General features: G+C 64.8%; 24 protein-coding genes and 1 other RNA gene. 13 read left to right on the top strand and 12 right to left on the bottom strand.

The annotated features are described in order from the left end of the window. Window positions 1–136: 136 nt before the first annotated feature. The 5 genes from RLO07_RS19690 to serA all read right to left on the bottom strand — a co-directional run bounded on the left by RLO07_RS19690 (window position 137) and on the right by serA (window position 6616). Window positions 137–601 (bottom strand): hypothetical protein, encoded by a 465-nt coding sequence (locus tag RLO07_RS19690; RefSeq protein ID WP_462293856.1) that lies wholly within the window; start codon window positions 599–601, stop codon window positions 137–139. A 16-nt stretch (window positions 602–617) separates the two neighbouring features. Further along, a complete protein-coding gene (locus tag RLO07_RS19685) occupies window positions 618–3596 on the bottom strand; it encodes a TonB-dependent receptor (protein ID WP_462293855.1) in 2979 nt (992 codons plus the stop codon). A gap of 96 nt (window positions 3597–3692) precedes the next feature. Then, window positions 3693–4670 carry a FecR family protein gene (locus tag RLO07_RS19680; protein WP_462293854.1) on the bottom strand — a complete coding sequence of 326 codons (978 nt, stop codon included), beginning with the start codon at window positions 4668–4670 and terminating at the stop codon, window positions 3693–3695. 131 nt (window positions 4671–4801) lie between these two features. After that, window positions 4802–5353 carry an RNA polymerase sigma factor gene (locus RLO07_RS19675; protein ID WP_462293853.1) on the bottom strand — a complete coding sequence of 184 codons (552 nt, stop codon included), beginning with the start codon at window positions 5351–5353 and terminating at the stop codon, window positions 4802–4804. Between the two features lie 33 nt (window positions 5354–5386). Then, complete coding sequence (gene serA, locus RLO07_RS19670; RefSeq protein ID WP_462293852.1) at window positions 5387–6616, bottom strand: phosphoglycerate dehydrogenase; 1230 nt, start codon at window positions 6614–6616, stop codon at window positions 5387–5389. Between the two features lie 116 nt (window positions 6617–6732). Here serA and RLO07_RS19665 point away from each other — a divergent pair, with 116 nt between their 5' ends. Then, entirely contained in the window at window positions 6733–8133 is a 1401-nt protein-coding gene (locus tag RLO07_RS19665; protein ID WP_462293851.1) for an FAD-binding oxidoreductase, read from the top strand. Between the two features lie 30 nt (window positions 8134–8163). Here the strand turns inward: RLO07_RS19665 and rpiA are convergent, their stop codons facing one another. After that, window positions 8164–8838, bottom strand: a complete 675-nt coding sequence (gene rpiA / locus RLO07_RS19660; RefSeq protein WP_462293850.1) for a ribose-5-phosphate isomerase RpiA — start codon at window positions 8836–8838, stop codon at window positions 8164–8166. Between the two features lie 155 nt (window positions 8839–8993). On the opposite strand from rpiA, the gene ilvA reads away from it, so the two are divergent. Together ilvA and RLO07_RS19650 are read left to right on the top strand one after the other, a co-directional pair. Next, entirely contained in the window at window positions 8994–10562 is a 1569-nt protein-coding gene (ilvA, locus tag RLO07_RS19655; RefSeq protein WP_462293849.1) for a threonine ammonia-lyase, biosynthetic, read from the top strand. Between the two features lie 104 nt (window positions 10563–10666). Then, on the top strand, window positions 10667–10813 hold the full coding sequence (locus RLO07_RS19650) for a hypothetical protein (protein WP_462293848.1): 147 nt from the start codon (window positions 10667–10669) through the stop codon (window positions 10811–10813). A 23-nt stretch (window positions 10814–10836) separates the two neighbouring features. On the opposite strand, the gene RLO07_RS19645 is transcribed toward RLO07_RS19650, so the two are convergent. The 4 genes from RLO07_RS19645 to RLO07_RS19630 form a co-directional block, all read right to left on the bottom strand. Further along, window positions 10837–11424, bottom strand: coding sequence for a 5-formyltetrahydrofolate cyclo-ligase (locus RLO07_RS19645; RefSeq protein WP_462293847.1), 588 nt, complete (start codon window positions 11422–11424; stop codon window positions 10837–10839). Between the two features lie 8 nt (window positions 11425–11432). After that, window positions 11433–11612: non-coding RNA, 6S RNA (ssrS, locus tag RLO07_RS19640), on the bottom strand. A 37-nt stretch (window positions 11613–11649) separates the two neighbouring features. Continuing rightward, on the bottom strand, window positions 11650–11979 hold the full coding sequence (locus RLO07_RS19635; RefSeq protein WP_462293846.1) for a cell division protein ZapA: 330 nt from the start codon (window positions 11977–11979) through the stop codon (window positions 11650–11652). Beyond that, a complete protein-coding gene (locus RLO07_RS19630) occupies window positions 11979–12179 on the bottom strand; it encodes a TIGR02449 family protein (RefSeq protein ID WP_462293845.1) in 201 nt (66 codons plus the stop codon). The genes RLO07_RS19635 and RLO07_RS19630 overlap by 1 nt, the downstream gene beginning before the upstream one ends. A 151-nt stretch (window positions 12180–12330) precedes the next feature. On the opposite strand from RLO07_RS19630, the gene RLO07_RS19625 reads away from it, so the two are divergent. The 6 genes from RLO07_RS19625 (at window position 12331) to RLO07_RS19600 (ending at window position 18437) form a co-directional block, all read left to right on the top strand. Beyond that, window positions 12331–12939, top strand: a complete 609-nt coding sequence (locus tag RLO07_RS19625) for a UPF0149 family protein (RefSeq protein ID WP_462293844.1) — start codon at window positions 12331–12333, stop codon at window positions 12937–12939. Between the two features lie 31 nt (window positions 12940–12970). After that, window positions 12971–14293 (top strand): Xaa-Pro aminopeptidase, encoded by a 1323-nt coding sequence (gene pepP / locus RLO07_RS19620; protein ID WP_462293843.1) that lies wholly within the window; start codon window positions 12971–12973, stop codon window positions 14291–14293. Beyond that, window positions 14290–15522, top strand: a complete 1233-nt coding sequence (gene ubiH, locus RLO07_RS19615) for a 2-octaprenyl-6-methoxyphenyl hydroxylase (RefSeq protein WP_462293842.1) — start codon at window positions 14290–14292, stop codon at window positions 15520–15522. The genes pepP and ubiH overlap by 4 nt, the downstream gene beginning before the upstream one ends. Next, window positions 15515–16741: a UbiH/UbiF/VisC/COQ6 family ubiquinone biosynthesis hydroxylase gene (locus RLO07_RS19610; RefSeq protein WP_462293841.1), complete on the top strand. Its 1227-nt coding sequence runs from the start codon at window positions 15515–15517 to the stop codon at window positions 16739–16741. Before ubiH ends, RLO07_RS19610 begins: the two co-directional genes overlap by 8 nt. Before the next feature lie 110 nt (window positions 16742–16851). Continuing rightward, the gene (gene gcvH / locus RLO07_RS19605) at window positions 16852–17241 is read left to right on the top strand and encodes a glycine cleavage system protein GcvH (RefSeq protein ID WP_462293840.1); all 390 of its coding nucleotides are present in this window, start codon (window positions 16852–16854) and stop codon (window positions 17239–17241) included. After that, on the top strand, window positions 17238–18437 hold the full coding sequence (locus RLO07_RS19600; protein WP_462293839.1) for a class I SAM-dependent rRNA methyltransferase: 1200 nt from the start codon (window positions 17238–17240) through the stop codon (window positions 18435–18437). Before gcvH ends, RLO07_RS19600 begins: the two co-directional genes overlap by 4 nt. Here RLO07_RS19600 and RLO07_RS19595 read toward each other — a convergent pair. Next, window positions 18418–19074, bottom strand: coding sequence for a histidinol-phosphatase (locus RLO07_RS19595; protein WP_462293838.1), 657 nt, complete (start codon window positions 19072–19074; stop codon window positions 18418–18420). The genes RLO07_RS19600 and RLO07_RS19595 overlap by 20 nt on opposite strands. Window positions 19075–19183: 109 nt before the next feature. Between RLO07_RS19595 and RLO07_RS19590 the strand changes: the two genes are divergently transcribed. Both RLO07_RS19590 and ptsP read left to right on the top strand, forming a co-directional pair. Further along, a complete protein-coding gene (locus RLO07_RS19590) occupies window positions 19184–19678 on the top strand; it encodes an RNA pyrophosphohydrolase (RefSeq protein WP_462293837.1) in 495 nt (164 codons plus the stop codon). Between the two features lie 11 nt (window positions 19679–19689). Further along, window positions 19690–21960, top strand: a complete 2271-nt coding sequence (ptsP, locus tag RLO07_RS19585; RefSeq protein WP_462293931.1) for a phosphoenolpyruvate--protein phosphotransferase — start codon at window positions 19690–19692, stop codon at window positions 21958–21960. On the opposite strand, the gene RLO07_RS19580 is transcribed toward ptsP, so the two are convergent. Further along, on the bottom strand, window positions 21942–22751 hold the full coding sequence (locus RLO07_RS19580; RefSeq protein ID WP_462293836.1) for an NRDE family protein: 810 nt from the start codon (window positions 22749–22751) through the stop codon (window positions 21942–21944). The genes ptsP and RLO07_RS19580 overlap by 19 nt on opposite strands. Window positions 22752–22908: 157 nt before the next feature. Here RLO07_RS19580 and lgt point away from each other — a divergent pair, with 157 nt between their 5' ends. Together lgt and RLO07_RS19570 are read left to right on the top strand one after the other, a co-directional pair. Then, complete coding sequence (gene lgt, locus RLO07_RS19575; RefSeq protein ID WP_462293835.1) at window positions 22909–23718, top strand: prolipoprotein diacylglyceryl transferase; 810 nt, start codon at window positions 22909–22911, stop codon at window positions 23716–23718. Further along, a complete protein-coding gene (locus tag RLO07_RS19570) occupies window positions 23715–24548 on the top strand; it encodes a thymidylate synthase (protein ID WP_462293834.1) in 834 nt (277 codons plus the stop codon). Before lgt ends, RLO07_RS19570 begins: the two co-directional genes overlap by 4 nt. The last annotated feature ends 25 nt before the right edge of the window (window positions 24549–24573 follow it).

Here is a 24573-nt window from a genome sequence, read left to right as displayed (position 1 = left end):
TAAACGATTTCACTGGGGTGTCCCTCAAAGCTCCTTGCAGTTTTGTGACATATTTACGCAATCGCCGAGGAACTTGCCAAATTGCCAGAAGTCGCCTGAGTTTCTGCCGCCAGGATATTGATTGGAAAGCAGTTTTCTAGCGTACGCGGGTAACGCCAATGGACTTGCCGGAGGTCACGACGGTCATCTTGTAGAAGCCCAGCAGGTTCTTTTCAATCACCACGGCGGTGTCCTCCCCGCGGTGGACGTAGCGGCCGCGCAGACGCTGGCGCCAGACCTGGCCGTTGTCGAGGTAGAACAGGGTGTCCCCGGACCAGCCCTCGAAGGGCGGCTTGATGTTGGCTTCAATGCGGATCGACTCCTCCGCGGCGCGCACTTCCGGGTTGCTGCGCAGCATCTCCGGCGCCTCTTCGGCGGTATAGCTCACCAGCCAGCGGTCCAGGGCCTCCCGCTCCGCGGGTGTCAGCTTGTGCAGGCCCGCAGCCTCGAACTGTTCCGCGGACATCAGTTTTTCCACGCCGGGAAAGGCGTCTGCCGCCATTGCCGGAGTCGTGGCGAAGGCGGCGCAGAACAGGATCGAGGTGAGGAGGGGGTGGCGCATGGATTGGCTCCGTGGGTCAGAATCGCTGGCTGATACGGGTGTACCAGAAGCGGCCCTTGAGGTCGTGGGTGCGGGCGTCGATGTTATCGTTAAACGCGGATGCTGCCAAAGGGGCCGGCTCATCGAAGGCGTTGTCCACCCCCATGGTCAGTCGCAGTCCGGCGAATACATCGAAGACATAGCTGAGTTGCAGGTCGTGTACGGTCCAGTCGCTGATGCTGCGCTGGAGATTGCTGCCGGGCAGCGTCTCCCGCATGGCACTGACATGGTGAATGTCGTAGCTGGCGGCCCAGCGCTCCCGCTTCCAGCGCAGGCCGAGCTGGCCCTTCCACTCGGGGATGCCCCCGAGGCCCTCCGAGGCCTCGTCCAGGAACGTGCCCGCGAGGTCAATGGTTTCCGCCCCCGGATCCTGCTGGGCCAGATACTCCCGGATCCAGGCGCCGTTGCCGCTGATCGACAGCTGACCCCAGGGTTGGTCGGGGAAGTGATAGGAGAATCCGATATCGGCGCCGCGTATCCGGCGCCGGCCGATGTTGATGTTGTTGGCCTCGACCCGCACCAGGTTGCCGAGTGCGTCCCGCTGGATGCTGTCCGCAAAACTGCCGTTACGGGCGTTCTGGTCGACGATGAACTGGGCGCTGGAAGATACGACGTCATCCTGTTTGATCTCCCAGTAATCAGCGGTCAGCCGCAGTCCGGGAATCCGCACCGGGATCCAGACCAGCCCCGCGCTGAGGGAATCCGAGGTTTCAGCCTCCAGGTCCGGATTGCCGCCCTTGACTGTCAGGAACTGGTTGCGACTGGGGTCTGCCTGCTGTGTGCAGCCGGGCAGTACGCCGGCATTGGCGGCCTGGGTGCAGGGGTCGCTGAGGAAGGCCTGCTGTTCGCTGCTGCCCTCATAGAGCTCGTTCAGGCTGGGAGCCCGGAAGCCGCGTGCGTAGCCGCCCCGCAGGGTCATGGACGGCCCGAGCTGCAGCTTCAGCCCCAGCTTGGGATTGGTGCTGGCCCCGAAGTCGCTGTAGGTGGACTGGCGGAGGGCTGCCTCCAGCTCCAGGCTGCGGCCCCCGCTGGCACTGTTCCAGATCGGCACCCTGGACTCGACATACAGCTCGATGATCTTGCGATCGCCGCGGGTGGCTTCAAAGTTGGTGGCGCCGATAGTGCTGAAGCTGGCCAGGCGCGCATCGGGCCGCTTCGCTGTGGCCTCGTGCCTGAATTCCAGTCCCAGCGCCAGGTCACCCCGTCCCGCAGGCAGGTTCAGCAGGGCGTTGCTCAGGTTGATGGCGGCACTGGACAGGGATGAGTAACCGGTCGTCTTGCCGTCAACGCGCAGATAATCCACCTGGTCCGGCCCGATGCTGCCCGCAGGTCCCATGATGTCCACCGGCACGCAGCCATCGACGCTCGCCCCGCGGCACTGGTCGGCAGGGCCCAGCGACCGGCGCAGGCGCTCCGCATCCACCAGGTTGGTGACGGATTCGGTGGCTTCGCTGCGGCTCCAGTTGATGCCCATGTCCCAGTGCCAGTCTGAATACAGGCCTTCGACAATGGCACTGACCCGGCCAACACGGGATTCATTGCGTTGCGAGCGAGAGGGAAATTCGACCAGTCTGCGGCGAACATCGGCGATATCCTGCCCAAAGTCATTGAACGGGTTGTCTGCCGCCACGCTCAGGGAGGTTTGTTCGAAACCGGTGAATACCGGTGTCGGCGCCAGGGTCGCCCGGGCGCTGGTCTGCAGGTAGCTTGCTTCGATGGTGGCCGTGACCTGGGGATTGAGATCACGGTTGATGCTGGTGTAGACACTGCTGCGGCGCATGGGTACCACGGCGGTGGTAAAGGCCTGGAAATTGAACAGGTCGTCGGGGCCGGTGGGCCGATAGCCGCCTCCGCTCTCGGCGATCAGGCTCTCGCCGTCGGGCAGGACAACGCGGGCGTCCGCGGTGGCGCTGGAGCGCTGGTCGGTGCCGCCGAGGAAGCGCGTGTCGGCACTGCGGGAGACCTCCCGGTCGCGGCTGAACAGAGGTTCCTGTTCGTAATGGGAGGCGCTCAGGAACAGGCCGCCGTCGCGGAAGCTGGTGCCGTACTGCAGGGTCTGGGTGGTGGTAGTGAGATCGCCCCGAGAGCTCTCGCCGTAGTAGGTCTCGGCCAGCACGCCGTGGAATTCCCGCTTCATGATCACGTTGACCACGCCGGCGATAGCGTCGGAACCGTAGATTGCCGAGGCGCTGTCCTTGAGAATTTCCACCCGCTCCACTGCGGCGGGCGAGATGCTGTTGAGATCCACGGACTCGCCGGACAATCCGTCGTTGGCGACCCGGCGGCCATTGATGAGGATCAGTGTGTTGCTGGCGGGGAGCCCGCGCAGGGTGACGGTGGCGGTACCGTCGCCGCCATTGGATATTGCGGTACTGGTGGAGTTGCCGATGACCGCGGGCACGAACTTGAGCAGCTCGCCCAGAGTCTGGGCCCCGCTGCGCTCGATATCGGAGCGGGCGAATACTTCCACCGGGGCGCTGAAGCGGTTGGGGTTGCGGCGAATCCGTGACCCGGTCAGGCTGCTGCCATAGACGTAGGTTTCCTCCATGCCGGGCTCGTAGACGGGAAAACGGGTGCTGGTCTGCTCGGGGTTGTCGCAGGGGCCGTCGCTGCAGTTGACTGCGTAGATGGCGATAATGCGGTCGTCGATCAGTTCCCAGTTGAGGCCGCTGGCGGCGAGCAGTTGTGCCAGGGCCGCGTCCCGCTGCAGGCTGCCAACCAGGTCCGGGGCGGGGAGGTGCCGGGTGAGTCGGTCAGAGAATACGATGGGGGTGTTGCTCTGGCGGCTGAACTGGATCAGCGCCGAGGAAAGGGTGCTTTCACGGATATCGAAGATATGGGAGGGCGCTCCGTTACGCTGCGTTTCCTGCGCCCAGCCGCAGGCTGCGGCTACCGTCAGCCATGCCGAAACGATACCCTGCGCAATGCACCTTGTCGCCCGGGACTCGGCAAGCATTCTCGGACCCTGCCTGTCTGCTTGTTGCAACCTACTGAAAAAGCAGGAGAAATTGGGTCGGCCGCTGAAAGCGCGCCGGAAAGGGTTTGTTATATCCTACTGGCGGGCTTTGAGCAACTGCACGGTGCTGTCATCCAGCCGCACAACCTGCAGTTGCAGGCTGCGCTCAACGGCCTGCAGCACACTGTCCGGATGGTCGAGGTTGAACACACCGGAGACCGTCAACCTGGCCACGTCACGGTCCCTGATGACGATGCGGGTGTCGGTATAGCGTGCCAGTTCGCGGCTCAGTTCCAGCAGTGGCATTTCGTCTGCGATCATCTCGCCGCGCTGCCAGGCCGTCAGCGGCGCCGGATCGACCGGGCGGCTGTTGTCGAGGCCGCGTTCGGAGGCTTGCAACTGTTCATTGGCCTCGAGCATGGCCGAGCGGGGGCTGCGGCCAGCGCGGGCCCGTTCCGTGACCCGGACAATGCCTTCGGTTACCGTTATGTCAGTGGCATCCTCCCGGCGGTAGATGTTGAAGGCGGTGCCGACAGCGGTGACCGTCGCAGTGCCGGTTTCCACCTGGAACGGGCGTTCGGCATCGGGCTCCACATCGAAGTAGACCTCGCCCCGCAACAGTGCGACCTGGCGTAGGGAGTCGCTGAACTCGACCTCGACCCGGCTGCCGGTATTGAGGGTGATGCGGGACTGGTCGTCGAGGGTAAATGTTGCGCGCTCACCCTGGGCGGTCTGGAATTCCTGTGAGTGGACTTCATCGTTGCCGAGGGGCAACACGATGACCGCGAGGACCAGGCCTGCCGCCAGGGCTGCGGCCCCTGCGAGCCACTGCCGTCGGCTCCCGGTGCCGGTTGCGGGCAGGGGCTCCTCGAACGGCAGGTGGCGGACACTGCCGAGGTCATCCCACAGCTCCAGCATCAGGTCCATGGCCTGGCGGTGACTGGCGTCGGCGGCAAGCCACAGGGCGAAGTCCCGGTGGTCCTGCTCCGAAATATCGTCGCTGCGGAAGCGTGCAATCCAGCTTGTGGCCGCGTCGCAGTCCTGCTCGAACTGTCGTGTGAATGTCTGGTTCATCTCTTCCCCGGCCGACCGCTGTTTCCTTTTGCCATCGCAGTACTGACAATCCGCAGCGGGCTCCTCCTTGTCTTATGGCTGTTAGTGTAACGAGAAACCTCGAAGTTCCCTCAAGTAAATATTTACGCCGGTCAGCCGCCATCTTCCGGCGGGTACAGTGCCGCCAGCCGTTTGCGGCAGTGCTGCAGGGCCTGGAGGATGTATTTCTCCACGCTGGACACGGAAACCTGCATGGCTGCGGCGATCTCCCCGTAGGAGAGCCCGTTGCGGCGGTGCAGCAGGAAGGCCTGGCGCACGTTGCCCGGCAGCTCCTCCACGGCCTCGAAGATCAGCGCCAGTTTCTGTCGGGCGCCGAGAATGTGCTCCGGCGATGCACCGCTGGCATTGAGGTCCCGGGTTTCGCCATCCGCGGCATGGTTGCGCTCGCCGTTGAGGAACTGCAGGTGCAGCTTGCGCCGCCGCAGCTGGTCCACAGCCAGGTTGGTGGCCACCTGGAACAGGAAGGCACGGGCGTTGTCGAGAGTCTCCGGGGACTCCAGCCGGTGCAGGCGCAAAAAGGCTTCCTGGGCGACCTCGGCGGCGTCCTCGGGGTTGTCCAGCTTGCGTGCCAGGTAGCGTTCCAGGGCAGTGCCCTGGGTCGCGACCAGGTGCGCCAGAAACTGGTTCTTCTTGTTGGCTGCCAAGGTGATGATTCAACCCTCATTGCGCCGGGATTGTCAGAATAGTACGCGACTGCGGATCGTACCGTCTATGCTCGCCAACTGCTCCAGAGCCACATCCGAGTACTCGGCGTCGACATCAATGACCACATAACCGATGGCCTCATTGGTCTGCAGGAACTGCGCGGCGACGTTGACATCGTACTCGGAAAAGACCCGGTTGATGGCACTCAATACCCCCGGCACATTGTGGTGGATGTGCAGCAGTCGGTGGCTGCCCTCGTGTTCCGGCAGCGCCACCTCGGGAAAGTTGACCGAGGACGTGCTGGTGCCGTTGTCGCTGTAGCGGGCCAGCTTCTCCGCCACCTCCACCCCGATATTGGCCTGGGCCTCCACCGTGCTGCCGCCGATATGGGGGGTCAGGAAGGTGTTGTCGAATGCCCGCAGCGGAGAGATGAACTCATCGTCATTGGAGCGGGGCTCCACCGGGAACACGTCGATGGCGGCGCCACCCAGATGGCCGCTGGCCAGGCTGGCCGCAAGGGCGTCGATATCCACCACCGTGCCGCGGGAGGCATTGATGAGGATGCTGCCCCCGGGCATCTGCGCCAGCTGGGTCGCGCCGATCATGTTGCGGGTGGTGCGGGTTTCCGGCACGTGCAGGCTGACCACATCGGACTGGGCCAGCAGCTGCTCCAGGTTCGGCAGCTGGCGGGCATTGCCCAGGGGCAGCTTGCTGACCACGTCATAAAACTGCACCTGCATGCCCAGGCCCTCGGCAATGACGCCCAGCTGCATGCCGATATTGCCGTAGCCAATGATACCCAGGCGCTTGCCGCGAATCTCATAGGAGTTGACCGCGGATTTCTGCCACTCGCCGCGGTGGGCTGCAGCGTTTTTCGCGGCGACGCCGCGAAGCAGCAGGATGGCCTCGGCAATGACCAGTTCCGCCACGCTGCGGGTATTGCTGAACGGGGCATTGAATACGGCCACGCCGCGCCTGGTGGCCGCAGCCAGGTCGACCTGGTTGGTGCCGATGCAGAAGCAGCCCACCGCCACCAGTTTGCGCGCTGCCTCGAAAATGTCCTCGGTGAGTTGGGTGCGGGAGCGGATGCCGACGAAATGGGCGCCGGCAATGGCCGTCTTCAGGTCCTCCGGCGCCAGGGCTTTCTGGTGCAGCTCGATATTGTCGTAGCCGGCGTTGCGCAGGGTCTCTACCGCGGAGGGATGCACCCCCTCCAGCAGGAGGAACTTGATCTTGCTTTTCTCAAGCGACTTGGGCGCCATAAACGTGGTTGCTCCCGGAGCTGCTGCATTGTGGGCAGGTATGAAAGAGGGCGCGTATGCTACCATAGGTCGCTCGTTTTTGAGTCCCCCTGACCCCGTCTGCCCAGGAGCCCCGAGTGACCCCGATCAGCCCTGATATCCTGTCTGCACTGCAGGCCTGTGTTGGCGCCGATCGCGCCCTCACCGACGCCGAGGCCCTGCTCCAGTACGGCCGCGACTGGACCCGGGTACACACCCCGGCGCCCTCGGCGGTGGCCCTGCCGGGGTCCATTGCAGAGGTGCAGGCGCTGGTGCGACTGGCACTTGAGCGCCAGCTGGCACTGGTGCCCTCCGGTGGCCGTACCGGGCTCAGTGCCGGCGCCGTGGCCTGCAACGGCGAAATCGTTGTCGCCCTGGACCGTCTGAACCGCATCACCGACTTCAACCCCATCGACCGCACCGTGCGCTGCGGCGCCGGGGTAATAACTGCCCAGCTGCAGGCCTTTGCGGAGGAGCAGGGCCTGTTCTACCCGGTGGATTTCGCCTCCAGCGGGTCCAGCCAGATCGGCGGCAACATTGCCACCAATGCCGGCGGTATCAAGGTCATCCGCCACGGTATGACCCGGGACTGGGTGGCAGGGCTCAAGCTGGTGACGGGCAGTGGCGAGTTGCTGGACCTGAACCGTGGTTTGGTCAAGAACAACGCCGGCTATGACCTGCGACAGCTGGTGATCGGTGCCGAGGGCACCCTCGGCATCGTGGTTGAGGCCACCATGCAGCTCACTCGGCCACCGCAAGATCTCGCGGTGCTGGTGTTGGGCGTGACCGATATGGCGGCGGTGATGCGAGTACTGGAAAGCTATCAGGGAGCCATGGACCTGCAGGCCTTCGAGTTTTTCTCCGAGCTGGCCCTGCAGAAAGTTGTCGCCCACCAGGGTCTGCAGCGACCCTTCGAGACCCGGGCGGATTTCTACGCCCTGCTGGAGTTCGAGCAGAACACCGGGGCGGATATGGGGCAGGCCATGGCCCTGTTCGAACACTGTCTGGAGCAGGGCTGGGTGCTCGACGGGGTGGTGAGCCAGAGCGTGGCCCAGGCCCAGGCCCTGTGGCGTCTGCGGGAGGATATCTCCGAGACCATCTCCCGCTGGACCCCCTACAAGAACGACATTTCCACCACCATCGCCCGGGTCCCGGATTTCCTGGCCGAAGTGGAGGCTGTCGTCACCAGTGCCTACCCGGACTTCGAGATCATCTGGTTCGGCCACATCGGCGACGGCAATGTGCATCTCAATGTGCTCAAGCCCGACGCACTGCCCATGGCCGAGTTCCAGCAGCGCTGCGGCGAAGTCAGCCGCTGGGTGTTCGAGATCGTGCAGCGCTACGAGGGCAGCGTGTCAGCCGAGCACGGGGTGGGGCTGTTGAAAAAGGATTACCTGCATTACAGCCGGTCTGCGGCGGAAATTGCCATCATGCAGCAGATCAAGCGGGTGTTTGATCCCCGGGGGATCATGAACCCGGGCAAGATCTTCGACCTCTAGTGGCCCACTAGTACCGGGTACCGGTCCCGCTCAGGGCGCCCGCAGGGTTTTCACGCCCTGCGCGGTGCCCAGCAGCAGCACGTCCGCCGGCCGCAGGGCAAACAGGCCGTTGCTGACCACCCCGGCGATATTGTTGATCTTCGCCTCCATTGCCAGCGGCTGCGGGATGGAGAAGTTGTGCACGTCGAGGATGACGTTGCCGTTGTCGGTGACCACGCCTTCGCGGTACACCGGGTCTCCCCCCAGCTTCACCAGCTCGCGCGCCACGTGGCTGCGGGCCATGGGGATGACCTCCACCGGCAGGGGAAACGCCCCCAGGGTGTGCACCAGCTTGCTGTCGTCGGCGATGCAGATGAAGCTGCGGGCGACCGCGGCGACGATTTTCTCCCGGGTCAGGGCGGCGCCGCCGCCCTTGATCAGCTGCAGGGACTCATTGGCCTCGTCGGCACCGTCGATATAAAAGTCCACCTGGTTCACCGTATTCAGCTCGTAGACCGGGATACCGTGCTGGCGCAGGCGCTCGGCGGAGGCATCCGAGCTGGCGACGGTGGCGTTGACCTGGCCGCGCAGGGCGGCGAGGCCGTCGATGAACAGGTTGGCGGTGGAGCCGGTGCCGATGCCGAGTACGGTGCTTTCCTCCAGATGCGGCCGGATGTAGTCCAGCGCCGCGGCTGCTACCGCCTGTTTCAGTTCGTCCTGTGTCATCGCCATGCTCCCGCTATTGCCGCTGTGGTCGGCAGTATAGGAGAGGGACAGCGCCAGTACACGAAAAATACCTGCTGTCGCCGGGCATTGGAGCTGAAAATAGCTGCAGGCTCCATTACCATGGTGCGCTGGTTTCACTCTGGATAGCCGTGCCCATGCCCAAGTCCTATATCAAGCGCATACTCGACGCCCGCGTCTATGACGTGGCGCGCGAGACACCGGTGGACGAAGCGATGCTGATGTCGCGGCGGCTGGGCAACCGCGTTCTGTTCAAGCGCGAGGACCTGCAGCCGGTATTTTCCTTCAAGCTGCGCGGCGCCTACAACAAGATGCAGAAACTCACCCCCGAGCAGCTGGCCTGCGGGGTGATTGCGGCCTCGGCGGGCAATCATGCCCAGGGGCTGGCGATGGCCGCGCATCACATGGGGGTCAAGGCCATTATCGTGATGCCCCGGACGACGCCCCAGATCAAGGTGGATGCTGTGCGCAACCGCGGTGCCCGGGTGGTGCTGCACGGCGATTCCTTCGATGAGGCCTCAGTGCATGCGCAGAAACTGGTGGCGGAAAAATCCATGGTCTATGTGCACCCCTTCGATGACCCGGATGTGATCGCGGGCCAGGGCACGGTGGGCATGGAGATCGTGCGCCAGCTCTCGCGACCGGCGGATGCCATCTTTGTGCCGGTGGGTGGCGGCGGCCTGCTGGCCGGAGTTGCCGCCTATATAAAGTACGTGTGGCCGGAAACGCGGCTGATCGGGGTGGAGCCGGAAGATGCGGCCTGCCTGCAACTGGCGCTGCAGAAGGGCCGGCGCGCGACCCTGCCGGAGGTGGGTCTGTTCGCCGACGGTTGTGCGGTCGCCCAGATCGGCAAGGAAACCTTCCGGGTGATTCGCGAGACGGTGGATGAAGTCGTGACCGCCAGCACGGATGAAATATGCGCCGCGATCAAGGACATTTTCGAGGACACCCGCGGCATCGCCGAGCCCGCCGGTGCGCTGGCGCTGGCGGGCCTGAAGAAGTACGTCGAGCGCACCGGGGTCAGGGGCCAGGATCTGCTGGCTATTGTCAGCGGCGCCAATACCAATTTTGATCGCCTGCGCTACATCTCGGAGCGCACCGAGATCGGCGAGCATCGGGAGGCGGTTATCAGCGTGACCATTCCCGAGCGCCCCGGCAGCTTCCGTGCTTTCTGCAACGCTCTCGGGCGCCGCAACATCACCGAGTTCAACTACCGTTACTCGGATCCCGGCGGCGCCCTGGTGTTCCTGGGCCTGTCAATAGTACCGGGAGGGAACGACCTGACCGAACTGCTGGAGGATTTGCAGCAGCAGGGGTATGCCACGGAAGACATGACCGACAATGAGATGGCGAAGCTGCATATCCGCTATATGGTCGGTGGCCGGGCCCCGGCCCAACTGAAGAATGAAGTGGTGTACCGGGTGGAGTTCCCGGAGCGTCCGGGTGCCCTGCTTAAATTTCTTTCCGGGCTGGGTCAGCGCTGGAATATATCCCTGTTTCACTACCGCAACCACGGCGCAGCTTACGGGCGCATCCTGCTCGGTGTGCAGGTGCCGCGGACCGAGCGTCGGGAATTTCGCGATGTGCTGGAGGCTGTGGGCTACCCGTATTGGGATGAAACCGGCAACCGGGCCTACCAGCTGTATCTGGGTCAGTCCCAAATTGGGGTAGTTGACGCCCCCGGAGCCGGCAACAGCGTGGATTGAGTGAGGTTAAGGGTTTCATTTGGGAAGTTGCTGGGCTAGACTCGGCGTTGTTTGTGAAATAATGCCAAAGAAAATGTGAACATGACTGATGTGAGAGTGTTGCCGTGAAGAGTAAACCGGATTTTATCCTTGTCCTCATCGCTGCCTTCGGCATTGGTGTGCTGGTCACCATGCTTTTACCCCTGTCGGCCTCTGACACCGTGGCCGCGCCGGCTTCCGAGCTCCAGGCTGGCCTGATCATCAACGAGTAAGCGACCGCGGTTCCAGCGGCGACTCAGGCAACCCCTGATCCTGCACATCGGTGCAGGGTCGTCTCCGTCAGCACATAATCCAGCGCGACATCCCAGGGCTCTGCCGCCATGCCTTCAAGCTCCTGGCAATTGAACCCCAGCCCCACCTTCAATGGTGCCTCCTGCCCGGCCAGGGTGCGGTCGTAATAGCCACCCCCCATGCCCAGGCGGTAACCGTCCCTCTGCCAGCCCACCAGAGGCAGGAAGATGATGTCCAGCCCGGCAGCGGCGCGGTCAGGATTGTCGGATTCGGGCTCGGGGATGCCAAAGAGGTTCACGTCGAACGTGGTGTCTGCATCCCAGCGGCGAAACAGCAGCCGGTTTTCGCCTGCCAGAACCGGCAGGTAGAGAGTGCACCGTGGTCGACAGGCGGCGGCCAGCGGCAGCGGATCAAACTCACCGTCCGCAGGCCAGTAGAAGGCTACGTGCTGTGCCGTATCCCAGCCGGGCAGGCCGGAGGCCAGTGCAGCGGCAGCGGCGGCTGCCTGTGACCTGAAAGCCGGGGCAAGTGCCTGCCTCTGGCGGCGCAACTGTGTGCGCAGGGCCGGCTTTGCTTGTTGCTCAAGGCTCATGAAGAGGATGGATTCCCGGCATAGCGTTGACAGAGTTGCCCTGAACCCGACGGTTCAAGGAGGAGGTTCCCGCACTGTTTCAGGCTTTCCGGTACAAGCCGGACCTGCACACCAACAGTGGCCAGGACCCTCCGGGTATAGACTTATCGGCTCGAGGACTGTCTGCCTGGCGCATATGCCAGGGATCCGGGGCCAGTATACACGATCCTGCAGGCGGCTTGGGACTCAGTTGATCTCCAGCTGGCGGAGTTGGTGCATGGCCTGGTCAATTTTACGCTGCAGACCCTGGACAGCCTGGTGATCGATGCCCCCCGCCGCCCCGGAGCCACCGCCCTGATCGGAGGCTTGCAGCAGTTCGTGGCTGATGTTCAGCGCCGCCATCACGGCTATGCGCTCCAGGCCGATCACCTTGCCACTGTCGCGGATGGAACGCATCTGCTTGTCGAGATAGCGGGCCGAGACAATCAACTCGGCCTGCTGCTCTTCCGGGCAGGCTACCTGGTATTCCTTGTCGAGAATGTGTACCGAGACCGTGTTGACGGGATTCACTGGCATTACTCCATTGACCGCAGGCGGGCTATCATGGATTCGACCTTGGACCGCGCCAGTTCGTTCTTGCTGATGAGATCCTGCCGTTCCCGCCGCCAGCCATTGTTCTCGTCTTGCAGGCGCTGGTTTTCACGATTGAGCTCCCGGCACAGGGCTATCAATTCGTCGATTTTGGACTCCAGTGCCTGAAGCGGGGTATCTGCCATGACGCTGTACTTGGGCTGTGTGAATATAGGGCTTACTATAGAGCCGGCTGTGGAACAGGTCAACGCAGCAAAAGTTATGGAATTTCAATAGCCTGCCAGCCTTTTTGCAGTTTTCAGTAGAGGTGCGGCAGGCGCTTCGGGAGTTTGCTGGATGTTTGACAGATTACCGGGCGAGACCGGGCTGTTCGTTTTCGATGAAGTGGCGGACCAGTTGCTGGAGCAGGGGGTGGCGCTTTCCCCGTCGGAACTGCACGGCTGCCTGGTCGGTTTGCTGGCAGCGGGTCACAGTGCTGATCCGGGGGCCGGGCTCGCCGCAGTCAACCACGCGCTGGAGCTGGATTTGCACGGCGACCTGGCCGACGAGGTCATGCAGCTCTATACGCTCAGCGAGGAGGCCCTCGGCGAGGACCTGTTCGACTTCTGCCCGCTGTTGCCGGATGAGAGCCATGAGCTGGCGGTGCGCACCCAGTGTCTGGCGCACTGGTGTCAGGGCTTTCTGGCCGGCTTTGCCCGCGCCATTGCCGTGTCGGGTACCGGCGCCGAAACGCTGCCCGGTGACAGCACCGAGATCCTGCGCGACTTTGCGGCCCTGGCCCAGGCCGATGCGGACGCCCTTCCGGAGGACGGCGACGAAGCCGAAACCAGTTATACCGAGCTGGTGGAGTACATGCGGGTTGCCGCGGTCAATGTGTTCCTCGACAGCCGCGCCCGGCGTGAAGACCGCGAGCAGGCGGTGCGGGGGTCCGATGTCCGGCACTAGCCGGGCTGCGGGGCCGGAGCCGGTGAGTGTAGTGAAAATCAGCAAAAGCGAATTCAGGCGCCGCCGCCAGCGCCTGATGGCGCTGATGGAGTCCAATAGTATTGCAATCATTCCCGCCGCCAGGGAGCAGCTGCGCAGCCGGGACACGGAGTACCCCTTCCGCCAGGACAGTGACTTTCATTACCTCTGCGGATTTCCCGAGCCCGACGCGGTACTGGTGCTGGTACCGGGTCGCGAACATGGCGAGTACGTAATCTTCTGCCACGAACGCGATCCGAAGATGGAGCTCTGGCACGGGTACCGCGCCGGCCCCGAGGGAGCCTGCGCGGAATATGGCGCCGACGACGCCTTTCCCGTCGGCGACATCGACGACATCCTGCCGGGCCTGATCGAGGGCCGGGAGCGGGTCTACTATTCCATGGGACGCAGTACCGACTTCGATCGCCGGATCATGGCCTGGGTCAACCTGATCCGCAGCAAGGAATCCAGCGGTGCGGTGCCCCCGGGCGAATTTACCGATCTCGACCACATGCTGCACGATCTGCGGCTGAAAAAGAGCGCGGCCGAACTGCGCCTGCTGGAGCATGCCGGTGAGATCACCGCCCGCGCCCATTGCCGGGCCATGCGCCATGCCCGCCCCGGAGTCTTCGAGTACCAGCTGGAGGCGGAGCTGTTGCACGAATTTGGCAGCGCTGGGGCTCGTTACCCCGCCTACCCCTGTATCGTTGGCAGTGGCCCCAACAGCTGCATCCTGCACTACACGGAAAATGCACGCGCCCTGCGCAAGGGTGACCTGGTATTGATTGACGCGGGCTGCGAATACCAGGGCTATGCCGCGGATGTCACCCGCACCTTCCCGGTGGACGGGCGCTTCAGCCGTCAGCAGCGCGCCATTTACAACATTGTGCTGGAAGCGCAGCAGGCGGCAATTGCGGCGGTGCGTCCGGACAATCACTGGAACGCGCCTCACGAAGCAACTGTGGAGGTGATCACCCGGGGCCTGCGCGATCTGGGGCTGTTGCAGGGTGAGGTACCGGAGTTGATCGCCGCGGAGGCGTACAAGGAGTTCTACATGCATCGCGCCGGGCACTGGCTGGGGCTGGATGTCCATGACGTCGGCGACTACAGGGTCGCGGGCGAGTGGCGGCAGCTGGAGCCCGGCATGGTGCTGACAGTTGAACCGGGGATCTACATCGCTCCCGACAACACGCGGGTAGCGCCGCGCTGGCGCGGCATAGGGATCAGGATTGAGGACGATGTGGTGGTAACGGACACCGGCTGCCGGGTATTGACCGGCGGGGTGCCGCGCCATCCCGATGCGATTGAAGCACTGATGACAGGCCCGACCCCGTGACCGAACAGAGAGACATTGTCATAGCGGGTGGTGGCATGGTGGGTATCAGCCTGGCCCTGGAGCTGGGTCGGTTGCTGCCTGCGACGACCAGCATCACGCTGGTGGAGGGCTTCGCCCTGCCGCCGGCCAGTTCGACACCCGATTACCATCCGTCCTTTGATGCCCGCTCCACGGCCCTGAGTTACAGCTCGCAGTTGATTTACCAGGACATGGGCCTGTGGCCGGCATTGCAGCGCTGGCTGTGCCCCATCGCCACCATTCATGTGTCCAGCCGCGGGCATTTTGGCAGCACCCTGCTGCGGGCCAGGGACTATGGCTGGCAGGCGCTGGGACATGTGGTTGAGAACCCCTGGCTGGGCCAGACCCTGCTGCACGCTCTGCGGGGCCAGGGCCGGGTGGAGCTGTTGAATCCGGCGACAGTGGTCGCCGCCACGGCGTGCGCCGACGGGGTTGATCTGGTGCTTGAGGGCGCCGCCCCTGCGCACCTGCGCTCGGCTTTGCTGGTGGTGGCCGACGGCGCCGATTCCGGGCTGCGCCAGCGCCTTGGCGTCAGCAGCAGTGAAAAACCCTATCGCCAGCACGCGTTGATCTGCAATATCGCCACCGCGCAGCCGCACAACGGCTGCGCTTTCGAGCGCTTTACCGACGAGGGGCCGCTGGCACTGCTGCCGCTGCTGCCCGCCGCCGCTGCCCGCAACCGCAGTGCCCTGGTGTGGACGCTGCCCCCGGAGCGGGCTGAGAGCCTGCTCGCCGGTACCGATGAGGCGTTTCTGGGTGCCCTGCAACAGCGCTTTGGCTACCGTCTCGGACGCCTGCTGCAGGCGGGTGCGCGCCAGGCCTATCCGCTGTCCCTGCGGCACTGTGAAGAACAGGTGCGGGCCGGCGTGGTGATCATGGGCAATGCCGCCCACGCCCTGCACCCGGTAGCGGGACAGGGTTTCAACCTGGCCCTGCGCGATATTGCCGCCCTGGGCCGGGTGCTGGCGCCGGCAGTGGCGGCGGGGGAGAGCCCGGGCTCACTGGCGGTGTTGCAGCGCTACCGGGAGCGGCAGCGGCAGGATCAGCTGCGAACCATCCAGTTCAGTGACCGCCTGCCGGCCCTGTTCATGCACGCTGACCCGATGCTGGCGCTGGCCCGGGATCTGGCCCTCTCCGGCCTCGACTGGGTGGCGCCGCTGAAGCGCGCTTTCGTCGAGCACGCTGCCGGCCTGGAGGCCACACGTGGCTGAGCCGCTGCTGTGCGATGTGGCGATTGTCGGTGCCGGTATTGCCGGCAGTGCGCTGGCGCTGGCGTTGTCGGGCCACGGTTTGTCGATCGTGGTGATCGAGGCGCAGCCGCACGATTCCGCAGCGCTGCCCTCCGGGCTGGCCCTGGAGGATTTCGACCCGCGGGTGGTGGCCCTGAATCCGCGCTCGCAGGCCCTGTTGGCGCAGTGGGGCGCCTGGCAGGGTGTGGCAGACTACCGCAGCTGCGCCTATCGGCACATGACGGTGTGGGATGCGGACGGCACTGGCGCGATTGATTTTGACTGCAGCGATGTCGGTGCCACCGCCCTCGGCCATATCGTCGAGAACCGGGCGCTGGTGCGGTCGCTGGGCAGCCAGCTGCAGACCTGCGCAGATATACGCATGCTGGCGCCTGAGCGGCTGCAGGCCTGTAGCCGCGATGTGGCGGGCGCCGTGCTGCTGGAGCTGGAATCCGGGCGCCAGTTGCGGGCGGGACTGGCAGTGGCAGCCGATGGCGCCAACTCCAGGGTGCGGGAATTGCTTGATTTTCGCACCCGCGAGTGGGACTACGGCCACCACGCCATTGTCGCCACGGTGCAGGTAGAGCACGATCACGGGGCCACCGCCTGGCAGCGCTTCCTGCCCACGGGGCCGCTGGCGTTCCTGCCGCTGCCCGGGACCGACGGGGCGCACTACTGCTCGCTGGTCTGGTCCATCGATTCGGCGCAGGTAGAGGGGCTCATGGCGCTGGCCGGGCCGGAGTTCTGCAGTGTTCTGGAACGGGCCTTTGAACAGCGGCTCGGCAGGGTTCTCGACTGCTCCCGGCGCCATTGCTTTCCGTTGCGCCAGCGCCATGCACTGGATTACGTGCAGCCCGGGGCGGCCCTGGTTGCCGATGCCGCGCACACCATTCACCCCCTGGCCGGGCAGGGAATCAACCTCGGCCTGCAGGATGTCGCGGTGCTGGCGGAGGAGTTGTTGCGGGCCCGGCAGCGGGGCGAGGTACCGGGTAGCCTGGCAGTGCTGAAGCGCTACCAGCGTCGCCGCAAGGGCGAGAACCTGACGATGATGCTGGCCATGGAGGGTTTCAAGCGCCTGTTTGAGCAGCCCGCGCTGCCGTTGCGCTGGTTGCGCAACGCCGGCATGCGGGGGGTGGATCGTGCGCGCCCGCTGAAGCAGCGCCTCATGCAGCAGGCCATGGGCGTAGTGGACCGCGAGTAGCCGGCATTCCCGGGCCCTGCAGGAGCGCATTGTTTTTCATGGTCCTGCCGTTAGAATGTGCGGCTACGCCAGCCCCGGCGGCAGCCGAATCCCGAACGAGAGGATGCACCATGAGCCAGACCCCCAGTGAACTGAAATACGCCAGCAGCCACGAGTGGGCGCGCCTCGAGGAGGATGGCACAGTGACCATTGGCATCACGGATCACGCCCAGGAAGCCCTGGGCGACGTGGTCTTTGTCGAGCTTCCTGAAGTAGGCGACCGCCTGGCGGCGGGGGACGAGGCCGGGGTGGTGGAGTCGGTCAAGGCCGCCTCCGATATCTACGCCCCGGTCAGTGGCGAGGTCATTGCGATCAACGATGCCCTGGAAGACGAGCCGGAAACCGTCAACGGGGATCCCTACAACGACGGCTGGTTCTATCGTATCCAGCCCGATGATACCGCTGAACTGGACAATCTGCTGAGTGCGGAGGATTACACCGAGCACTGTGCCGACGAGTGAGCGCCGATCTGTTCCTGCGGCCCGGGGCTGAGCGTCGTCTCGGTGCGGGCCACCTCTGGGTCTATTCCAATGAAGTCGATGTCCAGCGCAGCCCGCTGCAGGCGTTTACCGCTGGTGACAGGGTTGCTGTGCGCAGGGCCGGCGGCGAACTGCTGGGTTCGGCCTACATGGAGCCGCAGGCACTGATCTGCGCGCGAGTCTATGCACCCGGCGAGGACCGGGCCCTGGATGCCCCCTGGCTGCAGGCACTGGCGGCCCGCGCCCTGGCCAGCCGCGAGGCGCTGTTGGCGGATGCCTGCTACCGGCTGATCTACGGCGACAGCGACGGCATCCCCGGGCTGGTGGTGGACCGCTTTGGCGACTACCTGGTGCTGCAGTTCCACAATGCCGGCATCGAACGCTACCAGGCGGAGATCGTGACGGCACTGGTGGCGTTGCTGCAGCCGCTGGGCCTCCTGCTGCGCGCGGACAGCCGCAGCCGCCGGGAGCAGAACCTGGCGGAGCGGGTCGAGGTCCTCTACGGCGAGGTGCCGGAGACCGTGCCGCTGCGGGAAAATGGCGTGTCCTTCCAGGTGCCGGTATTCCACGGCCAGAAAACCGGCTGGTTCTACGACCATCGCATGGCCCGGGCGCGCCTCGCCAGCTACGCGCCGGGCAGGCGGGTGCTGGATGTGTACAGCTATATCGGCGGCTGGGGCATCCAGGCCGCTGCCTTCGGCGCCAGTGAGGTGCACTTTGTCGACAGCTCGGCGACCGCGCTGGAGGGTGTGCTGGACAACGCCGCCCTGAACGGCTTCGACGACCGGGTCCACGTGCGCCAGGGCCAGGCGGCGGAGACCCTGCAGGCGCTGCAGCGCGAAGGCGAGAGCTTCGACCTGGTGATCCTGGATCCGCCCGCGTTCATCCAGCGGCGCAAGGACATCAAGAAGGGCATCAAGGCCTACCAGCGGATCAATGAACTCGGGCTCCGGGTGCTGCGGCCCGGCGGGGTGCTGGTGTCGGGGTCCTGCTCCATGCACCTGGCCCGGGCGGACCTGCTGGCCGCCATGCAGGGTGCGGCCCGGCGCTGCGCCTGCGAGCTGCGGATACTGGAACAGGGCGGGCAGGGGCCGGACCACCCGGTGCACCCGCTGATCCCGGAAACCGGGTACCTGAAATCGGTGTTTGCGCGCCGCCTCAGTCCCGCAGGGATATGATCGGCCAGTTGGCTTCCAGGGCCCGCGCTTTCAGGATCGGGTCCGGGTCCACCGCCACCGCGTAGTCCACCTGCTCCAGCAGCGGCAGGTCATTGTGGGAGTCACTGTAGAACCAGCTTCCGGCCAGATCCAGCTGCTGCTGTTGCAGCCAGGCCCGCAGGCGCAGTACCTTGCCGCTGTGGTAGGAGGGAATGCCAACGGGTTCGCCGGTGTAGCGGCCATCGCTGATTTCCGCCTCGCAGGCCAGCAGGTCGGCGATGCCGAGGGCGTCGACAATGGGGCGGGTGATGAAGTGGTTGGTCGCGGTGATGACCAGCAGCCTGTGCCCCTGGCGCCTGTGGCTGTCGATCAGGCGCAGCGCCTGTGGCAGCATGATGGGCTCGATCTTTTCCCGCATGAATTGTCGGTGCAACGGTGCCAGCTCCGCCGGTGAGCGGCCTTTCAGGGGGCCCAGTGCAAAGCGCAGGTAGGCATCGACGTCCAGGGTGCCGGCCTGGTAATCGCGGTAGAAGCGCTCGTTGTCGCGGGCAAAGGAATCGCTGTCCACCAGGGCCTGTTCACAGACGAACTGGCCCCAGAGGTTGTCGCTGTCGCCGCCGATCAGGGTGTTGTCGAGGTCAAAGATGGCAAGGGTCATGGTTCCTCCAGGCAGCCCCGCAGGATAGCGTGGCCAGCGTCCGGAGTAAATTTCCCGGCGGCGGGAAAGTGTGGAACAATAGCCCGCCTGAATAAGAAGGTAGTATCTGGTGATTGATTCGGATGGATTCAGGCCCAACGTCGGCATCATGCTGGCCAATGACGCCGGCCAGCTGCTGTGGGCGCGGCGCATAGGTGGCAGGGATGCCTGGCAGTTCCCGCAGGGCGGGATCAATGCGGGTGAATCGGCCGAACAGGCCCTCTTTCGTGAACTGGAAGAGGAAGTGGGTCTGGCCGAGAACGCGGTCCGGGTCGTTGCGGCAACCCGCGGCTGGCTGCGCTACCGCTTGCCCCGGCGGTTTGTCCGCAAGGGGCAGGAGCCGCTCTGTATCGGCCAGAAGCAGAAATGGTTCCTGCTGCACCTGCGTGTCGCCGATGACGCTGTCCGCCTGGACGCCAACAGCAAGCCTGAATTCGACCACTGGCAATGGGTCAGTTACTGGTACCCGCTGAACCAGGTGGTGGCCTTCAAGCGTGAAGTCTACCGCAGTGCTCTCAAGGAGCTGGCGCCGCCGCTGGCCCGCATCACCCGGGACCAAACCTGATGGCGGCAATGATGCTGGAGACGCTCCGCAACATTGTCCAGGAGGTCAACGCCGCCGAGGGGCTCAACGATGCCCTCAATATCATCGTCAAGCGGGTTCGCGATGCCATGGGCACCGAGGTCTGCAGCGTCTACATGCGCGACGAGCACAGTGGGCGCCTGGTATTCCGCGCTACCGAGGGCCTGAATCCGGAGCAGATCGGCGAGGCCAGCCTGGCGCCCGGCCAGGGCCTGGTCGGCCTGGTCGCCAGCCGCGAGGAGCCGGTCAACCTCGAGGACGCCGAGCGCCACTCCAGCTTCCAGCTGCTGGAGGGCCTGGGCGAGGAATCCTTCCACGCCTTTCTCGGCGTACCGATAATCCATCAGCGCGACGTGCTGGGGGTCCTCGTCATCCAGCAGGCCAAGCGGCGCCGCTTCGATGAAAGCGAAGAGGCCTTCCTGGTGACCATGTCGGCCCAGCTCGCGGGTGTCATTGCCCACGCCAGGGTGACCGGCGCGGTGCAGGAGGAGCTGCGCGCCGGCGCCGGCGGCCCCGCCCGGATCAATGGTATCCCCGGGGCGCCGGGAATCGCCATCGGCACCGCCGTGGTGGTGTCTCCGGTGGCGGACCTGTACGCGGTACCCCGCAAGAAGGCCGCCAGCCGGCGTCAGGAGCTGCGCGCATTCAAGGTGGCGCTGGCGGCGGTGCGCAGTGATATCGAAGCGGTATCGGAAAACCTGCGCGGGGAAATGAGCCCGGAGGACCACGCCCTGTTCGATGTCTACCTGGGGATACTGGATGACTCCGCGATCGGCGGCGAAGTCGCCCGCCTGATCAAGGCGGGGCAGTGGGCGCAGGGGGCTCTCAGTGAAGTGATGATCAGGCACATCCGTCACTTTGAACGGATGGAGCACAGTTATCTGCGGGAGCGCGCGGTAGACGTAAAGGATTTGGGTACGCGAGTACTCGCTTACTTGCAGGACGAAGCGAAAAAAGAGCTCAAGACCTATCCCGAGCAGACCATTCTGGTAGGCGAGGAGCTGACGGCCTCGGCGCTGGGAGAAGTGCCGCGGGAGCGGCTCGCCGGCCTGATCTCGGTGCGCGGTTCCGGCAACTCGCACGTCGCCATCCTGGCGCGGGCGATGGGGGTGCCGACGGTCATGGGTGCGGTGGACCTGCCCTATACCCGGCTTCAGGACCGCGAGGTCGTGATCGACGGCTACAATGGCATCGTGCACCTGAACCCCCTGCCGGAAGTGCGCGCGCGATTCCAGGAGCTGGCGGACCAGGACCAGGCCGTATCCCGGGACCTGGAGTCGCTGCGGGATCTGCCCTGCGAGACCCTCGACGGCCATCGCCTGCCGCTGTGGGTCAACACGGGGCTGATGGCGGATGTCACCCGTTCGCTGGAACAGGGTGCCGAGGGTGTTGGCCTGTACCGCACCGAAGTTCCGTTCCTGCTGCGCGACCGCTTTCCCAGTGAGGAAGAGCAGCGCCAGATCTATCGCGAGCAGCTGGAAGCCTTTGCCCCGCGGCCGGTCACGATGCGCACCCTCGATATTGGTGGCGACAAGGCGCTGCCCTACTTCCCGATAGCGGAGGACAACCCGTTTCTGGGCTGGCGCGGGATTCGCGTGACGCTAGATCACCCGGAAATATTTCTGGCCCAGGTCCGGGCCATGATCAAGGCCAATGCCGGCCTTGGCAATCTGCGCATCATGTTGCCCATGATCAGCAATATTGCCGAGTTGGAAGAGGCCATGGGGCTGATTCACCGCGGTCACCGGGAGATCGTGCAGGAAGGTACGGAGGTGGCGCTGCCGCCCATCGGGGTGATGGTTGAAGTGCCCTCCGCGGTTTACCAGGCGCGGGCCCTGGCGCGGCGGGCGGACTTTCTGTCGGTGGGCAGCAACGACCTCACCCAGTACCTGCTGGCGGTGGATCGGAACAACTCCAGGGTGGCGGATCTCTATCACTCCTTCCACCCCGCGGTACTGCAGGCACTGTGCACTGTGGCTGAAGCCGGGCGCGCGGAGGGCAAGCCGGTCAGTATCTGCGGTGAGCTGGCCGGTGATCCGCTGGCCGCGGTACTGCTGCTGGCGATGGGTTACGAGGTGCTGTCCATGAATGCCACCGCGCTTCCGAGGGTGAAGAAAACCCTGCGCAGTATCACCCGTACCGACGCCCTTGAGTTGCTGGCGGAAGTCATGCTGCTGGAACACTCCGCTGCGGTGCTCCAGCGGCTCCAGCGCCTGATGACCGAGCGCGGGCTGCAGCAGTTCATTCATGCGCCGCCGGTCTGAGCCGCACTGGCGCAGCTGAACGCCAGGCTACTGCGGCCGATTTCACGCCCGGCCGGGTCAAAACTGAGCTCTTCCCAGCTGGCGGCCAGGCTACCCGTGTCGGTGCTTTGCTGCAGCCAGAGGCTGGTGGTCGAGCGGGTGCCGTATTCCGCGGTGACGATAAACTGGGCCGAGAGTTGCCTGTCCATGCCATTGCTCAGGCCCAGCGGATGCAGGTCCTCCTCTGCCGCGAGGCGGCGATCAGATACCGCCCGGCGCAACGCCTCGTGGCTCAGCGCGGGGGTGGCGAGCAGGGGCGCGAGCCGCGATCTCGCCAGCTCCAGTTTGGGCCAGGGGGTATCGAGGCGGGCATTGCTGAGCCCATAGAGTCCCGGGGCCAGCGCCCGCGGCCGATTCTCGCCGCTGCTGTTGCTGAAGTACCAGAGGTGCCCCTCGGAGCCCACCAGCAGGTTGAAGCCGGCATAGTCGCCGGCCCTGTCCGCCAGCTGCTGCAAAAACCTTTCCGGCGTGTCACTGCCGGTGAGAAATGCCAGCGGCAGCTCGCCCCGGGAGCGGGCCGCGGGCAGGCTGCGACTTGGGTCGCGGTAGTTGGTGATCGCCGCAAAGCGGCCCTGGCGGGTCACTCCCATCCAGGTTCCGCCCGCTTCCAGGTCGCGGCCGGCAACGAGCTGCGGGTGCTCCGGCCAGAAACCTGAGGGCGCGGTGGGGCGGCGGTGGAACTCGTCGCGATTGGCGACCACCACCAGGGGAAAGTCGGGCCTCACCTGCCAGCCGAATACAATCAGGCACATCGCGGGGTCGCACTCCTTGGATCAGGACTGCATCCTGCCAGCTGTCGCCGCAATTGTGAATCGGGCTCGCGTACACGATAATGAGCGGCCCTGACTCGCGGCCGGTCGGGGAGCCCTTGCCGGCACTGCCCGCACCACGTGCCGAAGACTGGAGATTATGCTGCCTTACCCCGATATCGACCCCGTTGCCTTCTCCCTGGGTCCCGCCCAGGTACACTGGTACGGACTGACTTACCTGGCAGGGCTGGTTTTTGCCTGGTGGCTGGGTGTCAGGCGCAGTGCCCGGCCCGATGTGCCGCTGCAGCGAGAGCACATCGATGACCTCGTTTTTTTCAGCGCCCTGGGGGTGGTGCTGGGTGGCCGTATCGGGTACGCCTTCTTCTACGGCGGTGAACGCCTGCTGGAGGATCCTCTCTGGCTGCTGCAGGTCTGGCAGGGCGGGATGTCATTCCACGGTGGCCTGCTCGGGGTCATCGTCGCCCTGTTCTGGTTTGCCCGCAGCCGCGGCCTGGCGCCAGGGACGGTACTGGATCTCGCCGCCCTGCTGACGCCGATGGGGCTGGCGCTGGGCAGGCTGGGAAATTTCATCGGCCAGGAGCTGTGGGGTCGACCCGCGGATGTGCCCTGGGCAATGGTGTTCCCCAATGACCCGCTGCAGTTGGCGCGCCATCCATCCCAGCTGTATCAGTTCGCCCTCGAGGGCCTGCTGCTGTTCTTCATCATGCTCTGGTTCACTTCCCGATCGCGCCCGACCTGGGCCGCCAGCGGGCTGTTTTGCGTGGGCTACGGTAGCCTGCGTTTTCTCGCCGAGTTTTTCCGCGAGCCGGACGCCCACATCGGCTTCCAGGCCTTTGGCTGGCTCACCCGGGGCCAGCTGCTCTGCCTGCCGATGCTGGCGCTGGGCCTGTTCCTGCTGTGGTGGGCCTATCGTCGCCCGGGATTGACCGTCGGGGGGGCGCGTAAATGAGGCAATACCTTGACCTGCTCCAGGATATTCTCGATCACGGTACCGTCAAGGGTGACCGCACGGGTACTGGCACCCTGTCGGTGTTCGGGCGCCAGTTTCGCCACGACCTGGCGGACGGATTTCCGCTGCTTACCACCAAGAAACTGCACCTGAGGAGCATCGTCAACGAGCTGATCTGGTTTCTCAGTGGCGACACCAATACCCGCTGGCTGAAAGAGAACGGGGTCAGCATCTGGGACGAGTGGGCTACCGAGACGGGTGATCTGGGGCCGATCTACGGTGCCCAGTGGACGGCCTGGCCGACCCGCGACGGTGGCAGCATCAATCAGATCGATTACGTGCTCGACTGCCTGCGCAACAATCCCGACAGTCGCCGCATCCTGTTTCACGGCTGGAACGTCGAGTTCCTGCCGGACGAGAAAATGAGCCCGCAGGACAATGTCAGGGCGGGCCGGATGGCTTTGCCTCCCTGTCACCTCCTGTACCAGTTCTACGTGGCGGAGGGAAAGCTGTCGTCCCAGCTGCTGATTCGCTCCAGCGATTCCTTCCTGGGACTGCCCTACAACACCGCCAGCCTGGCCCTGCTGACCCTGATGCTCGCCCAGCAGTGCGATCTTGAGCCAGGCGAGATCGTCATCTGTACCGGCGACTCGCACATATACAGTAACCACCTCCGCCAGGTGCGCGAGCAACTGTCTCGCGAGCCAAGGCCGTTGCCGCGGCTGGAAATCCTGCGTCGGCCGCCCTCGATTTACGACTACCGCTTCGAGGACTTCCGCCTGCACGACTACGATCCACACCCGCACATCGCCGCGCCGGTGGCGATCTAGCGGTGACTACTGCCAGGCTTGCCTT

Source organism: Haliea sp. (assembly GCF_040221975.1).
GTDB lineage: Bacteria > Pseudomonadota > Gammaproteobacteria > Pseudomonadales > Halieaceae > Haliea.
This window is presented reverse-complemented; position numbering and strand designations above follow the sequence as displayed.